Source organism: Candidimonas nitroreducens, from assembly GCF_002209565.1.
In the GTDB taxonomy this organism is placed as follows: Bacteria; Pseudomonadota; Gammaproteobacteria; order Burkholderiales; family Burkholderiaceae_B; genus Candidimonas; species Candidimonas nitroreducens.
Window position 1 is genome coordinate 196,023 of sequence record NZ_NJIH01000004.1, and the last position, 14,144, is coordinate 210,166.

Genomic DNA, 14,144 nt, shown 5'->3' on the forward strand with positions numbered 1-14,144 from the left:
GTCCCTGCGGACTGCGCTATGCCTGACGAATCCAAGCGGCCTACGAGCCGCGCGGTGGGCCGTGAGCGTGGGGGTCGTTCCATATCAGGGCTCCTTGAAAAACGCCTGCACTTCCTCTACGCGGCTCATGCTGTCGTTGCGTCCGAGGCGGATCAACTCTTTCGTATAACCCGACTCGAACAACAGATACGAAACCAAAGCTCCGCCCGCCGACAAACTGGAACCGGACGATACGCCCAGCACCCTGAACAGGCTGCGGGCCGCGCGCGGCATCTGTTCCAGGTGCCGCATGGCGATTTCGTCCAGCGACCGGCTTGGCGTAATAGACAAAGACCTAACCGGGCGCAGCGACTGGCTTTTTAATACATCCGGGGCCACTTGCGCAAGCAGTTCATTGATGCGTTCCATACGTTCCACATCCATGGCCAGGCTGTCCAGAAAAATATTCGACAATACATGGCCGCCGATCTGCGCCAAAGTAGGATACAGCGGATCTTCGCGGCGCTGTTCAGGGTACGTGTCGTCTTCGTGCCCGGTGCCTATTACGAAGATGCGATCCGCTCCCATATGGATCGCCGGGCTCAAGGGCGCGAGCTGCCGCATGGAGCCGTCGCCGCACCATTCAGTCTGCCCGTGCGGGGAGTCGGCCTGCAGCAGCGCCTTGGCCATGGGCGCATCGGGCCGCGGGCGCAGGGAAATGGCCTGCGCCGGAAACACGAAGGGAATGGACGTGGAGGCCATCAGGTGCTCGATGCCGATGTGGCTCGGTACCGCACGGCGCAAAGGCCGGGTCCAGGGCTGGATGCTCAGGTGCGACTCGTAGAAGGTAATGTGCTCGCCGCTGGTGTAGCCGGTGGCGGTGATCGCCAGCGCGTCGAGAAAGCCATTGTTCAGATTGCGCCGCAGCCGCGGAAAATCGAGCACGGATCCCAGCAGCTCGGCCAGTGGCTGATTGTCCAGCAGGGCGCGCGGACTGCTGCGCTGCGGCTCGGGCCGCAGCCAGCCCAGGCTGAGCATGCCCAGCCAGCGCAGTCCGCTGCGAAACAAGCCCGCGCTGTCGCTGCGGTACACCATGTCGGTGCGCAAGGTTTCCCAGAGCCGGCGCGTGTGCGCCATGGCCTCGCGCGGCGCGTCGGCCTTGCAGGCCAGCGCGGCCGCATTGATGGCGCCGGCCGAAGAGCCGCAGATGATGCGAAAAGGATTGAGGAAATCCGGCCGCCGTTTGGGGTCGAGGATATCGAGCACGCCACAGAGCACCCCGACCTGGTAGGCGGCGCGGGCGCCGCCCCCGGTCAGTACCAGCCCCGTATGGAGGCTGGACGGGAGGGAGGGCGCCGGGCCCGTGCTACCTGGGTGTATTGGCATCGACCACAGTCAGCGCCGTCATGTTGATGATGCGGCGCACAGTAGAGCTGGACGTGAGGATATGCACCGGCGCATTGGCCCCCAGCAGGAACGGGCCCACGGCGACATTGCCGCCGGCGGTGGTCTTGAGCAGGTTGTAGGCGATATTGCCCGAATCGACGTTGGGGCACACCAGCAGGTTGGCATCGCCCTTGAGCGTGGTCGAAGGCAGGATGCGCAGCCGCAAGGCCTCGTTGAGCGCGCAATCGCCGTGCATTTCGCCGTCGATTTCGAGTTCCGGGGCCTGGGCCCGGATCAGTTCCAGGGCCTGGCGCATCTTGGCGCCCGAGGCTGAGCTGCCCGAGCCGAAATTGGAGCGCGACAGCAGCGCCACCTTGGGCTCGACATTCAGGCGCCGCATCTCGGCGGCGGCGGCCAGCGTGATCTCGGCAAGCTGCTCGGCGCTGGGATCATCGTTGACGTGCGTGTCGACCAGCGCCACGGTGCGCTCGGCCAGCAGCAGGATATTCATGGCGGCATAGGTGCGCGCGCCGCTGCTGTGGCCTATGACCTGGTCGATGAACTGCAGGTGATTGGCATAAGTGCCGACCGTGCCGCAGATCATGCCGTCGGCATCGCCCATGTGCACCATCATGGCGCCGATCAGGGTGAGCCGGCGGCGCATCTCGACGCGCGCCATTTCTTTGCTGATGCCGCGGCGGCACATCAGTTCCCAGTAGGTGGTCCAGTAACGGTGGAAGCGCTCGTCGTAGTCGGGATTGGTGACCTCGACGTCGGTGCCCAGCTGCAGCCGCAGGCCGAACTTTTCGATGCGCGCCTGCAGCACCGCCGGCCGGCCCACCAGTATGGGCCGTGCGAGTTTTTCGTCGACCACCACCTGCACCGCCCGCAGCACGCGCTCTTCCTCGCCCTCGGCGAACACGATGCGGGCCTTGCCGCCATCGCGCACCAGGCCCTTGGCAATAGAGAACAGCGGCTTCATGAACGAGCCCGAGCGATACACGAACTGCTGCAGCTGCTGCGTATAAGCGTCGAGATCGTCGATGGGCCGGGTGGCCACGCCGTCTTCCATGGCGGCGCGCGCCACCGCGGGGGCGATGCGCACGATCAGGCGCGGATCGAAGGGTTTGGGGATCAGGTATTCGGGCCCGAAGCACACGCCGTAGGTGCCGTACGCGGCGGCCACCACCTCGTTCTGCTCTTCCTGGGCCAGTTTGTAGATGGCTTGCACGGCGGCCTTTTCCATGCCGCGCGTGATGGTGGTTGCGCCCACGTCCAGCGCGCCGCGGAAAATATACGGGAAGCATAAGACGTTGTTGACCTGGTTCGGATAGTCGGAGCGGCCGGTGGCCATGACCACGTCGTCACGCACCGAGCGGGCGACCTCGGGCAGAATTTCAGGGGTGGGATTGGCCAGCGCCAGGATCAGCGGCCGCGCCGCCATCTTCGCCACCATTTCCGGCTTGAGCACGCCGCCGGCCGACAGCCCCAGGAATACGTCGGCGCCCTCGATGATTTCACCCAGCGTGCGGGCCTCGGTGTCTTGCGCGTAGCGCTCTTTTTCGGGATCCATGAGCGCCTTGCGGCCCTTGTAGACCACGCCCTCGATGTCGCTGACCCAGATATTGGCCAGCGGCAGGCCCAGGTCGACCATCAGGTCGAGACAGGCCAGCGCCGCGGCGCCGGCGCCCGAAACCACCACCTTGACCTGGTCGATGGGCTTGCCGACGACCTCGAGCCCGCCGCTGAAGGCGGCCGACACGCAGATGGCGGTACCGTGCTGGTCGTCGTGGAAGACCGGAATCTTCATGCGCTCGCGCAGCTTGCGCTCGACCGTGAAGCATTCGGGCGCCTTGATGTCTTCCAGGTTGATGCCGCCGAAGGTAGGCTCCAGGCCGGCGATGATGTCCACCAGCTTATCGGGGTCGGTTTCGTTGATCTCGATGTCGAACACGTCGATGTCGGCGAACTTCTTGAACAGCACCGCCTTGCCTTCCATGACGGGCTTGGAGGCCAGCGCGCCAATATTGCCCAGGCCCAGCACCGCCGTGCCGTTGGTGATGACCCCGACCAGATTGCCGCGCGCGGTGTAGCGATAGGCATTGACCGGATCGGTGACGATCTCTTCGCAGGCCGCGGCTACCCCGGGGGTATACGCCAGAGCCAGATCGCGCTGGTTCGAGAGCTGCTTGGTCGGGGTGACCGCGACCTTGCCGGGGCGCCCGTGAGTGTGATAGGCGAGGGCTGCGGTGCGAATATTGTCGTCCATGATGATTCTTGACCGGGGTAGATATAGAGAGACGCTCATTCTAGCCCTTGCCACAGATTATTTGCAGGGAGGCCGAGCCGGATCGCCCGCCCCGGACGCGGGCGGCTGCTGATTGGCGCCGCGGCGGCGGCACATGGCGCCGGCCGGCCGCTCACTCCATACCTGAATCAATCATGAACGCGCAAGCGAAGCTGGCTACGCACGATTAATTTAGAAAGGGAATCAAATATCCTGGCCGGTATAAGGAAACAGATCGGACGGATCGAACAGTGTCTTGACGCGCGCATCGAGGTCGGCCGCGAAAAACCAGGCCTCGTCTTCGGAGCTGTCGTGATGCGTGGAAAAATCGGGGCGGCCGGTATCGGGGCGCGGCGCCATGCGGCGCTCGTTGAGCACCACCCATTCGACCCAGCACAGCGCGCCGCCCTGCCCCAGCACCAGGTGCGACAGGTTGATGGTGTGCCCTTCGGCGGGCAGCAAGGCATCGAGGCGATAGCGCGCGGGCCAGGGGCCCAGACGCCGGCAGGCCTGGGCCTCGGTGCGCGCCGACAATTCGAACAGGCTGGACACCAGTTGCTGCGCGCTGAGATTGGGCAAGGCCTGATTGCTGTCGGTGCCGAAGGGGCCGAGCGTCATGGTGGAGCCGTCGGCCAGCATGACGGCAGCATGATCCAGGCCGGACATGTGGGTCTGGCCGCCGTCCCAGTCGCACAGTGTGCGATCGGCCAGCCACGCCGCCACGGTCAGGTACGAGGGCCAATCGGCAAACTGGCGAAAACCGGCCTCTTCCAGATCGCCCAGCAGGCAGCCGGGCTGCACGAACCATTGGCTGCCGCCCTCTTTCAGGCGGCGGCAGGCAGCCATCTCGCGCCCGGGCTCGACCCACAGCACCGACTGGCCCAGCGGCTGCGACCCTTGCGGCACCCCGCCCAGGGTCAGCAGCACGCCGTATTCGGCGCAAAGCGTACGGGCATGATGCACGTCGGCCGGCTCGGCCGGCACCAGCCGGGCGCTGCCCACCCCCTGTTCCGCGCCATAGTCGAAAAAGGTGCCGACGATGCTGCGGCGCATGCGCTGGCAGAAATTGTCCCATGGATCCCTGGAAGGGCGGCGGCCCATCAGGAATGAACGGCGCGAAGGTGACGGCATGTACGGCGATTCCCGGTGAAGATTTCCGATCAATATATCTGCAGGCGCCGCGGCCGGGGCTGCGCCGGCAGCGCGGCCTGCGCAGCCGCCGCCCGCCCACGCGGCAGCGGCCCGCGCCGCAACGCTCTACAATTCTTCTCTTGTCCCACTCTGCCCACCCGGAAAGCCAGTCTCATGCCCGCCCTTGCCAAGCGCACCGAACAAGTGATGCCATTCTACGCTGTAGAGCTGTTCAAACAGGCCAATGCGCTCAACGCCCAAGGCCGCGACGTCATCAGCCTGGGCATAGGCGAACCCGACTTCACCGCGCCGGCGCAGGTGCTGGAAACCCTGGATCGCGCCGCGCGCGCCGGGCTAAGCGGCTACACCCCGCCGGCCGGCATCGCGCCGCTGCGCGACGCCATTGCGCATTATTATTCCCAACAATTCGGCGCCACGGTCGACCCGCACCGGGTGGTCGTGACTTCCGGCGCCTCGGGCGCACTGCTGCTGCTCAGCATGGCGCTGATCAATCCGGGCGACGAGATCCTGATGCCCGACCCCTCGTACCCCGCCAACCAGAATTTCATCACCGGCGCCGGCGGCATTCCGCGCCTGATACCCTGCGGCGCGCAGCAGCGCTTCCAGCTAAGCGCCGCCGACGTCCGCAAGCACTGGGGGCCGGCCACGCGCGGCGTGCTGATCGCCTCGCCCAGCAACCCCACGGGCACCACCATCGCCCGAGCCGACCTGCAGGCGCTGATTACCGAGGTGCGCCAGCGCGGCGGCTTCGTCATCATGGACGAAATCTATCTGGGCCTGTACTACGAGCAGGCGCCGCAAAGCGCCCTCACCCTCGACGAGGACGTGATCATCGTCAATAGTTTTTCCAAGTACTTCCACATGACGGGCTGGCGCCTGGGCTGGCTGATCGCGCCCGCGTCCATGGTTCCGGCGGTGGAAAAACTCGCGGCCAGCCTGGCGATCTGCGCGCCCTCGCTGGCTCAGCACGCCGCGCTGGCCTGCTTCGAGCCGGACGTGATGCGCATCTATGAAAACCGGCGGCTGTCGTTCAAGCAGCGCCGCGACTACCTGCTGCCTGAATTCGAGCGGCTCGGGCTGCACGTGCCGGTGGTGCCCGACGGCGCCTTCTATATTTATGCCGACATCAGTGCGCACAGCCAGGACAGCGACGACTTCTCGCACCGCCTGCTGCACGAGGCCGGCGTGGCCGCCGTACCCGGCCGCGACTTCGGTGCGGCCTGGGCACGCCAGACCATGCGCTTCTCGTACGCTACCGGGCTGGATCGCCTGCAGGAAGCCATAGCCCGCATCGAGCGCTTCCTGGAATAAGCCCGGGCGCGGCACGCCCCCTGCGCACGGAGCTGCGCCAGAGAGCCCAAGCGGCATGCAGACCGCGAGATGGATGAGCCCGGACACATCGCAGCCCCTGCGGACTGCGGTGTGTCTGGCGAATCCGGGCAACATGTAAGCTGCGAGGTGGACAAGCCGCTCACTTTTGTATCGGTATCCCCGACGCCAGGGCGATGCGGCGCTGTTCGGCCAGCACCCGCGCGCCGTAGCCGCCGTCATTGGCTCCGGACGCGCCCACGTAGCACGCCAGCCCACCCTGCACCGAACCGCGCCGCTTGATGCAGTCCTTCAAGATCTGCGAACCCACGCGGATATTGGCGATGGGGTTGAGCGCCGCGGCCAGGCCGCCGCCAAAATGCGCGAACTTGTCTTTATGCACATTGGTCATGACCTGCATCAAGCCCTGTGCGCCGACATGGCTTTCGGCCAAGGGGTTGTAGCGGGACTCGATGGCAATCACCGCCAGCAGCAATTGCGGATCCAGATGCTGCTCGCTACCCACTGTGAACGCGGTCTTGATCAACACCCCGGCCGCGTTGTAGGCAATCTGGTATTTGCGCGCGATATAGCTGCGCAGCGCTTCGGCCTGCGCCTTGCTCACATGGGGTATGGACAGGCGGCCCTGGGCGGCCACGCCCAGCGCCCGCAGGAAATAGCTGGGCGACGCCAGCTCCGCCTTCGCGATATTGCTCTCGGACTGCACCGCCGCACCGGCCTGGAGCTCGGGCGTCGCCACGGCGGCGCCCCCCGCAACCAGGGTGACCGCGGCGTTTGCGCCGCTCGCAGTCCGCGCGTCTCCCGCGGCGCTGGCGGTATCGGCAGCCGTCGCGCCGGCCTGGGCCTCGTCCACGGCGAACTCGGGGCCGAGATCGGTGTCCATGGTATTGGCCAGTACGGCATCGCTTGCCTGGGCATACGAAGCATAAGACGTCGCAGAGGCTCCACCCTGCATCACATCGGGACGCAGGGTGGCCATCAGCGCGTCGTGCATATTGCGCGACTGGAGCCGCAAGGAAGGCACGGTCAGGCTCAAGCCCATAGTCACCAGCACCGCAATGCCCAGATAGATGGAGGCGACGTGCAGGCATTCCCCGCCCTGGTTGACCAGGCCGCGGAACGTACGGCTCATGAACGTCAAGCCCCACGCAGGGCCTTCGGCTTGCTGCCCCCCGGGGGGGCGCTTTTTTCCTTGGGGCGGCCCGGCGGAGAAAGGAGGCCCCCACGCTGCGCCTTCGGCTTGCTGCCCCCTCGGGGGGCGCTTTTTTCCTTGGGGCGGCCCGGCGGAGAAAGGAGGCCCCCACGCTGCGCCTTCGGCTTGCTGCCCCCTCGGGGGGCGCTTTTTTCCTTGGGGCGGCCCGGCGGAAAAAGGAGGATTCTTCTCAGAAGACTCGGTCATTCTCCCGGTATCCGTGAAAAAGAAGACAGGCCGATGTTAACCTTAGTCCTGTTTCGCAAATGTAACGAAATCGATGGGATTTTCCGTGAAATACCGTGACCTCAGGGACTTCATGGCGCAGCTCGAGGGTGCCGGGGAACTCCGGCGCATCGCCGTGCCGGTGTCCACCGACCTCGAAATGACCGAGATCGGCGACCGTGTGCTGCGCGCCGGCGGCCCGGCGCTGCTGTTCGAGCGCGCCGTGCACGCGGGCGCGCCCGCGGCCATGCCGGTGCTGACCAATCTGTTCGGCACGCCGGCGCGCGTGGCCCGCGGCATGGGCGCCGACGATGTCGGTGCGCTGCGCGAGACCGGCGAGCTGCTGGCGGCGCTGCGCGAGCCCGAACCGCCGCGCGGGCTGCGCGACGCCCTGGCCAAGGTGTCCATGCTGAAGGCCGCGCTCTGGGACATGAGCCCCAAAACCGTCAAGGGCCCGGCCTGCCAGGAAATCGTGCTGGAAGGCACGGACGTGGATCTGAACCGGATCCCGCTGCAGCGCTGCTGGCCCGGCGACGCCGCCCCGCTGCTGACCTGGGGCCTGGTGATCACCCGCGGCCCGCGGGCGCGCCGCCAGAATCTCGGCATCTACCGTCAGCAGATCATTGGCCGCAACAAGCTCATCATGCGCTGGCTGTCGCACCGCGGCGGCGCGCTCGACTTCCGCGACCACGCGCTGGCGCATCCGGGCGCGCCCTTCCCGGTGGCCGTGGCGCTGGGCGCCGACCCGGCCACCACGCTGGGGGCGGTGACCCCGGTGCCCGACAGCCTGTCGGAATACCAGTTCGCCGGCCTGCTGCGCGGCAGCCGCACTGAAGTCGCCGAGGCGCTGGGCAGCAGCTTGTCGGTGCCGGCGCGCGCCGAAATCGTGCTCGAGGGCCATCTGCTGCCCGCCGGCGACCCGCGCGCCCGGCCGCTGGAAGTACCCGAAGGCGCGCCGGGGCCGGCCGACCGCAGCTACGAGATGGCGCTGGAAGGGCCCTATGGCGACCACACCGGCTATTACAACGAACAGGACTGGTTCCCGGTCTTCACCGTCGAACGCATCACCATGCGGCGCGACCCCATTTATCACAGCACCTACACCGGCAAGCCTCCCGACGAGCCCGCGGTGCTGGGCGTGGCCCTGAACGAGGTATTCGTGCCGCTGCTGCGGCGCCAGCTGCCCGAGATCGTCGATTTCTACCTGCCGCCCGAAGGCTGCAGCTACCGGCTGGCGGTGGTGTCCATCCGCAAGCAATATCCGGGGCATGCCAAGCGCGCGATGTTCGGCATCTGGAGCGTGCTGCGCCAGTTCATGTACACCAAATTCATCGTGGTGGTCGACGAAGATGTCGACCCGCGCAACTGGCAGGAAGTCGTGTGGGCCATGACCACGCGCATGGATCCGGTGCGCGATACGGTGCTGGTGGACAACACGCCCATCGACTACCTGGATTTCGCCTCGCCGGTGTCGGGCCTGGGCGGCAAGATGGGCCTGGACGCCACCAACAAGTGGCCCGGGGAAACCCAGCGCGAATGGGGCCGCCCCATCGTCATGGACGCCAGCGTCAAGGCCCGCGTGGACGCCATGTGGCAAAGCCTGGGGCTATAAACGGCGCCTATTACCGGCGCCCGCCTTGATCGCGCATGCGCCACGCCTGCAGCCCCAGCAGCAGCCCGGCGCCCAGGCGCAGCCAGGTACGCCCACGCCGCCGGCCGGTAAGCAGCGCGGAAGCCAGGCTGACCAGCAGCGGGTAGCGCCGCGCCAGCGACAGCCCATCGGCCAGCCAGCCCCGGCCGCTGCGCGGCAACAGGCGCGGCAAAGCGGCCTGCAGCAGCGCCGCGGGCCGCAGCTCGGTGCCCGCCTGCGCCACGCTGCGCCGCAGCGCCTGGCGCTCTAGTGCCGCGCGTGCGCGCAGCACTTCGATGCGCAATTCCTGCCGGCTGCGGGTGTTGCGGTCGCTCATGGCGCATCCTTGGGTACGGCGTTCCGGGCCGCGGGGGATTCACCCAGGCGGGCCGCCAGCGCCGCATCGCGCCGCAACTCATCCAGGGTGGCCGCAAAAGGCAGCGGGCCGTACAGCAGGGCGCGGCGCACCACCCAGAACAGCGCCAGCCCCAACACCGCATACAGCAGGGCCAGCAGGCCCAGCGCCAGGTAGCGGTCGGGGCCCGGCCAGAAATACAGCGCGAAAGCGATGGAAAACACCAGCACGGCCAGCGCCAGGAACAGCAGCGCGGCAAACGCCAGGCCAGCCAGCTTGAACAGGCGCGACGCTTCGCCGGAGGCTTCCAGGGAGAAAAGCTCCAGCCGCGTGTGCAGCATGGACAGCAAGGTGCCGGCGATGTCGCCCACGGATTGTCTCAGGGCCATGGCAGGTCGAGATCCGGTAGAAATTGCGCTTGCGAATTGCGCTTGCGACCAGGGTCGCGAAAACCGCGCCGCCAGGCCCCGCAACGGAGCGCGCGGCGCGGGGCGGCGTCAGCGGCGGCTGATCAACATGCCCACCAGCAGGCCCGTCAACCCGGCTACACCTATGGCCTGCCATGGATTGTCGTGCACGTAATCGTCGGTGGCGTGCACCGCCTGGCGTCCGCGCAGCAACAGCGCGTCTTGCGTGTCGTACAGGGCTTCGCGGGTGCGGCGCAACGAGCGCAAGGCCTTGTCGCGCAGCTCGGCAGCCTTGTCGCCGGTGGCGTCGGCCGCTTCGCGCAGCAGTTTCTCGGCATCGTCCAGGCTGTTCTTGACGCTTTCGATGAACTGGTCTTCGGCCTGGACATCTTTGGCAGCATTATCTTTTGCAGGCATGGCATGCTCCTTGTACAAGGTTGTAGCGGTTACTCAAAATCATACATCACGGCCCCACGGCCGAAATCGGCCGATATCCCTATTGTCCCGTGTGCCCGGCCCAAGAGCTGAACACACCGGGCCCTGACACTTTCCACCGCGTCGTGCAGACTTCCGCGTCGTGCAGACTTTTCACCGCGGTACGCCGCCTCGCTGCGGGCTTTGCTCAGCGGCACCTCGCGCTTATTCCAGATTCGTCACCTTCAGTTCAGAGTTCAGGCCCTGCTGGCTGCTTTCCTGCTTCATCACCATGTGCAGCGCCGGACAAAACCAGTCGGTAACGGCGGCGCGCATGCCGGGTATGGGCAGAACCAGGCCGTTGAACGAAGCCTGGGTGGGGTCGGTGACACGCTGGTAGCGCACCGGCCAGCACGACTGCGGGCCGCGCGCCGTCTGGATGCGCTCGCGCTGCCCGACGGTCTTTACCCCGGTGCTGACGCTGAGCGGCTGCGCCTGGCGGTCGATATGCACCCGGAACTTCAGGGCGGGGAAAGTCTGGCCGGCATGCGTGATCGGCTGCCCGTAGGCAAACAGGCCCAGCATGCGCAGGTCGAAACCGCCATTCATGGGCACGCGCTGCCCCGAATCGTCGCGACGCTCGAAGTGCGCATAGCCCTTGCGCACCGACATCCAGTAATCGATCTTCGACTTGCCCGGAGGCAAGCCCGCCAAGCTGAAGCTGGCCGAGCCCTGCACCCGCGCCTGGCAGGCGCCGGCCGCCGCCTTGCGCACCTCGGAAAAATGCACATCGGCACCCAGCTGCATGGCGCCCGAACCGACCAGGCGCACATGGCCGCCGTCGTGCATGAACGGTGCCGCGCATACGTCTGCCCGGGCGGACGCCGCAAGGCCGATCCACCCAGCCATTACCACCACACCCGCACACCACAGCCTGCTCATGGAATCTTTCCAATCGAACCGTCGTGCCTTCATACTACACGCTTCGCGTGCGCGGCCGCGGACAAAAGATGAATAATCGTTAGTAATCATTAACCGGCCTTTAGAGAATGAACTCGCGCAAGCTGCAGGGCGCCGGCATAGGCCACACATCGCCTACATGCCGGCGACGTGTGGCCCGCGTGTGGCCCGCGTGCGGCCGGCACCGAACGAATGCCGGGCCGCCATGTACAGGCCGGCGTACATGGCGGCGCGCCGGACGGCGCGGGCCGATGCGGGGCCGGCAGTGCCGCGGCCGCAGTCAGCCCACTTGCTGCCGTGTGCCGAAGATGCGGTCGCCGGCGTCGCCCAGGCCGGGGATGATATAGCCGTTCTCGTTCAGATGGCTGTCTATCGAGGCCGTATAGATATGCACGTCGGGATGCTTGCCCAGCACGGCGTCGATGCCCTGCGGCGCGGCGACCAGAACCAGGGCGCGGACATTGCGGCAGCCCGCCTTTTTCAACATGTCTATGGTGGCGACCATCGAGCCGCCTGTGGCCAGCATCGGATCGACGATCAGCGCCAGGCGCTGATCCAGCGCGCCCACCAGCCGTTCCAGGTAGGTGTGCGCCTGCAGCGTCTCTTCGTTGCGGGCGATGCCCACCACGCTGACCTTGGCGCCGGGTATCAGGCTGAGTACGCCGTCCAGCATGCCTATGCCGGCGCGCAGTATCGGCACTACCGTCACCTTCTTGCCGGCCAGTTTTTCGACGGCCACCTCGCCGCACCAGCCTTCGATGGTATGCGGCTCCAGCGGCAGGTCTTTGGAGGCCTCGTAGGTCAGCAGCGCGGCGACCTCTTGTGCCATTTCGCGGAAATTCTTGGTGCTGAGATCGGCGCGGCGCATCAGCCCGAGCTTGTGGCGTATCAAAGGGTGGCGGATTTCATGTATGGGCATGTCGGTTCCAGGATTGATGAGCCCAGGCACCGCACAGCCCCTGCGGACTGTGCGGTGCCTGGCGAATCCGAGCGGCATGCAGGCTGCGAGACGGGAAAGTCTTTATCCGGGCAGCATGCACGCGAAATAGGGAAGCCATTATCATCTATTTGTCTGCGACCCAGCGGATCAGTGCGTCGTCGAAGGCCCGCACCGCGCCGGCCTTCGGGTCGTTGACGACACTGACCACGATATAGCGCTTGCCGCTGGCGCCCAGCACATAGCCGGCCAGGGCGCGGGAGTCGCGCAGCGTGCCGGTCTTCAGGTGCGCCATGCCCTTCACGTCGCCGCCGCGCAGGCGGCGCTTGACCGTGCCGTCGACGCCGGCGATGGCGAGCGAGGACATGAACTCGGACATCAGCGGCGTGTGCCAGGCCACGTCCAGCATCTGCCCCAGGCCGCGGGCCGTCAGGCGCGCCTGGCGTGCCAGCCCGGCGCCGTTGTCGATCACCCAGCCGGCGGTGTCCACGCCCTGCCCGGCCAGCACCGCCAGCGCGGCCCGGTCGCCGCTATCCACCGTGGCCCCCGGGCCATTCTTGACCGCCCCGAGCGTCAGCAGCACGGTGCGGGCCATGACATTGTTGCTGTTCTTGTTGATGAGCCGGATGGTGTCGGCCAGGGAGGCCGAGTCGTGCCAGACGATCGGCACGGCATCCGCAGGCACCGCGCCTGCACGCACGCCGCGGCCCAGGGTGCCGCCCAGCTCTTTCCAGAGCAGGCGGAACACGGCGGCGAAATAGTCCGGCTGCGGCATGGCCAGGCGGTAGACGCTGAATTCGCCGCAAGACCCGGGCGCCGCCCCGCTGATGTGCAAAACGGAGGCGCCGCCGCTGCCGCCGACGTCAGTGGCGATCTCGGGCGATCCCCGGCAGGCCCCGGCTTCCCACTTTACCGAGCCCTGGACGCGAATCTCGGGCAGGGGCGGATCGACGATGGGTATCCACTTGTGCGCCCGCGCGTCGGGCTGGAACACCAGCCGCACCGCGCCCAGCCCCACCATCAGCGCGTCGGGGCTGGCGTTGTAGGGGCGGTCTGGCGCATCGTCGAAAGCACCCGGATCGGTGGCGACTCGGCCGAAGATGGAGCGATCCACCACCAGCTCGGAAATATTCTTCACGCCGCGCAGGCGCAAATCGTTCAGCAGCGTCCAGAGGTCTTCGATGCGCAGCATGGGGTCGCCGCCCGCCTTCAGGTACAAGGGGCCGCGCAAAGTGCCCTGGGCGTCGGGCCGGTCGCCGCGCCCGGCCAGGAAGGTGGTGCGCCAGGAATAGTCGGGCCCGAGGCCCGAAAGCGCGCTCCAGGTGGTGGCCATTTTCATTACCGAGGCCGGGTTGCGCGGCACGGCGTCGTTGACCGCGACCAGCTGCGGGCCGTCGATCTGCCGCACCACCAGCGACAGCGAGCCCAGCGGCACGCGCGTGGCCTGCCAGGCCTGGGCGAGTTCCGGCGGCAGCTGCTGCGCACCGGCGACCGCCGTCCATGCCAGCGCCAGGCCCGCGGCCGCGCGGCGCAGAGGCGCCGGCCACAAGGCCGCAACACAGGTGCTTATCCGTCCAAGCAAGGCCGCGGCCGACCAGGCGGCGCCCCCTTCCAAGGCCGCGTCCCTCGCAGCCAGCATGACAAAAGCCGGCACGCGACGCCACGCCGGCGGGCTTATCCAGTTCATCTTTTTTCCCGTCAACCGCATAACCATGATGGAGATCCGCTGCCGCAACCCCGGGCGCCGGAAGCTGCAGGCATAAGCAAAAAGCGCCGCCGATCCGGCGCACGCGCGCGGCCCAGCCGCGCCGCGCTCCATCATAAGTCATTAAACCCGGGGAACAAATATTGCGGCGACCTTGCAGGCATGACGGGCTCCTGCCTGCATGCG

General features: G+C 66.9%; 12 protein-coding genes. 2 read left to right on the plus strand and 10 right to left on the minus strand.

Translation table 11 applies throughout. The annotated features are described in order from the left end of the window. Window positions 1-84 precede the first annotated feature (84 nt). The 3 genes from CEY11_RS08380 to CEY11_RS08390 all read right to left on the minus strand — a co-directional run bounded on the left by CEY11_RS08380 (window position 85) and on the right by CEY11_RS08390 (window position 4,783). Window positions 85-1,365: a patatin-like phospholipase family protein gene (locus tag CEY11_RS08380; protein WP_088602929.1), complete on the minus strand. Its 1,281-nt coding sequence runs from the start codon at window positions 1,363-1,365 to the stop codon at window positions 85-87. Further along, window positions 1,346-3,634 carry an NADP-dependent malic enzyme gene (locus tag CEY11_RS08385; RefSeq protein ID WP_088602930.1) on the minus strand — a complete coding sequence of 763 codons (2,289 nt, stop codon included), beginning with the start codon at window positions 3,632-3,634 and terminating at the stop codon, window positions 1,346-1,348. The genes CEY11_RS08380 and CEY11_RS08385 overlap by 20 nt, the downstream gene beginning before the upstream one ends. A 222-nt stretch (window positions 3,635-3,856) precedes the next feature. Further along, complete coding sequence (locus CEY11_RS08390) at window positions 3,857-4,783, minus strand: hypothetical protein (protein WP_143322735.1); 927 nt, start codon at window positions 4,781-4,783, stop codon at window positions 3,857-3,859. 174 nt (window positions 4,784-4,957) lie between these two features. Here CEY11_RS08390 and CEY11_RS08395 point away from each other — a divergent pair, with 174 nt between their 5' ends. Beyond that, window positions 4,958-6,115 (plus strand): pyridoxal phosphate-dependent aminotransferase, encoded by a 1,158-nt coding sequence (locus CEY11_RS08395; protein WP_088602932.1) that lies wholly within the window; start codon window positions 4,958-4,960, stop codon window positions 6,113-6,115. A gap of 160 nt (window positions 6,116-6,275) precedes the next feature. Here the strand turns inward: CEY11_RS08395 and CEY11_RS08400 are convergent, their stop codons facing one another. Then, window positions 6,276-7,265, minus strand: coding sequence for a transglycosylase SLT domain-containing protein (locus tag CEY11_RS08400; protein ID WP_233154792.1), 990 nt, complete (start codon window positions 7,263-7,265; stop codon window positions 6,276-6,278). A 352-nt stretch (window positions 7,266-7,617) separates the two neighbouring features. On the opposite strand from CEY11_RS08400, the gene ubiD reads away from it, so the two are divergent. Then, window positions 7,618-9,162, plus strand: a complete 1,545-nt coding sequence (gene ubiD, locus CEY11_RS08405; RefSeq protein WP_088603223.1) for a 4-hydroxy-3-polyprenylbenzoate decarboxylase — start codon at window positions 7,618-7,620, stop codon at window positions 9,160-9,162. Between the two features lie 10 nt (window positions 9,163-9,172). Here ubiD and CEY11_RS08410 read toward each other — a convergent pair whose 3' ends face one another. The 6 genes from CEY11_RS08410 to dacB form a co-directional block, all read right to left on the minus strand. Next, window positions 9,173-9,517 (minus strand): hypothetical protein, encoded by a 345-nt coding sequence (locus CEY11_RS08410; RefSeq protein WP_088602933.1) that lies wholly within the window; start codon window positions 9,515-9,517, stop codon window positions 9,173-9,175. Beyond that, the gene (locus CEY11_RS08415; RefSeq protein ID WP_088602934.1) at window positions 9,514-9,924 is read right to left on the minus strand and encodes a phage holin family protein; all 411 of its coding nucleotides are present in this window, start codon (window positions 9,922-9,924) and stop codon (window positions 9,514-9,516) included. Before CEY11_RS08415 ends, CEY11_RS08410 begins: the two co-directional genes overlap by 4 nt. Window positions 9,925-10,032: 108 nt before the next feature. Beyond that, entirely contained in the window at window positions 10,033-10,359 is a 327-nt protein-coding gene (locus CEY11_RS08420; protein ID WP_088602935.1) for a DUF883 family protein, read from the minus strand. A 222-nt stretch (window positions 10,360-10,581) separates the two neighbouring features. Continuing rightward, on the minus strand, window positions 10,582-11,298 hold the full coding sequence (locus CEY11_RS08425) for a hypothetical protein (RefSeq protein WP_088602936.1): 717 nt from the start codon (window positions 11,296-11,298) through the stop codon (window positions 10,582-10,584). Between the two features lie 298 nt (window positions 11,299-11,596). After that, a complete protein-coding gene (upp, locus tag CEY11_RS08430; RefSeq protein ID WP_088602937.1) occupies window positions 11,597-12,235 on the minus strand; it encodes a uracil phosphoribosyltransferase in 639 nt (212 codons plus the stop codon). Window positions 12,236-12,380: 145 nt separating this feature from the next. Continuing rightward, the gene (dacB, locus tag CEY11_RS08435; RefSeq protein ID WP_233154793.1) at window positions 12,381-13,940 is read right to left on the minus strand and encodes a D-alanyl-D-alanine carboxypeptidase/D-alanyl-D-alanine endopeptidase; all 1,560 of its coding nucleotides are present in this window, start codon (window positions 13,938-13,940) and stop codon (window positions 12,381-12,383) included. Between the last annotated feature and the right edge of the window lie 204 nt (window positions 13,941-14,144).

What these genes read in the sequence shown, in the direction of transcription:
- CEY11_RS08380 (WP_088602929.1), bottom strand. Translation starts at nt 1,365, where the DNA reads ATGCCAATACACCCAGGTAGCACGGGCCCGGCGCCCTCCCTCCCGTCC.
- CEY11_RS08385 (WP_088602930.1), bottom strand. Translation starts at nt 3,634, where the DNA reads ATGGACGACAATATTCGCACCGCAGCCCTCGCCTATCACACTCACGGG.
- CEY11_RS08390 (WP_143322735.1), bottom strand. Translation starts at nt 4,783, where the DNA reads ATGCCGTCACCTTCGCGCCGTTCATTCCTGATGGGCCGCCGCCCTTCC.
- CEY11_RS08395 (WP_088602932.1), top strand. Translation starts at nt 4,958, where the DNA reads ATGCCCGCCCTTGCCAAGCGCACCGAACAAGTGATGCCATTCTACGCT.
- CEY11_RS08400 (WP_233154792.1), bottom strand. Translation starts at nt 7,265, where the DNA reads ATGAGCCGTACGTTCCGCGGCCTGGTCAACCAGGGCGGGGAATGCCTG.
- CEY11_RS08410 (WP_088602933.1), bottom strand. Translation starts at nt 9,517, where the DNA reads ATGAGCGACCGCAACACCCGCAGCCGGCAGGAATTGCGCATCGAAGTG.
- CEY11_RS08415 (WP_088602934.1), bottom strand. Translation starts at nt 9,924, where the DNA reads ATGGCCCTGAGACAATCCGTGGGCGACATCGCCGGCACCTTGCTGTCC.
- CEY11_RS08420 (WP_088602935.1), bottom strand. Translation starts at nt 10,359, where the DNA reads ATGCCTGCAAAAGATAATGCTGCCAAAGATGTCCAGGCCGAAGACCAG.
- CEY11_RS08425 (WP_088602936.1), bottom strand. Translation starts at nt 11,298, where the DNA reads ATGAGCAGGCTGTGGTGTGCGGGTGTGGTGGTAATGGCTGGGTGGATC.
- upp (WP_088602937.1), bottom strand. Translation starts at nt 12,235, where the DNA reads ATGCCCATACATGAAATCCGCCACCCTTTGATACGCCACAAGCTCGGG.
- dacB (WP_233154793.1), bottom strand. Translation starts at nt 13,940, where the DNA reads ATGAACTGGATAAGCCCGCCGGCGTGGCGTCGCGTGCCGGCTTTTGTC.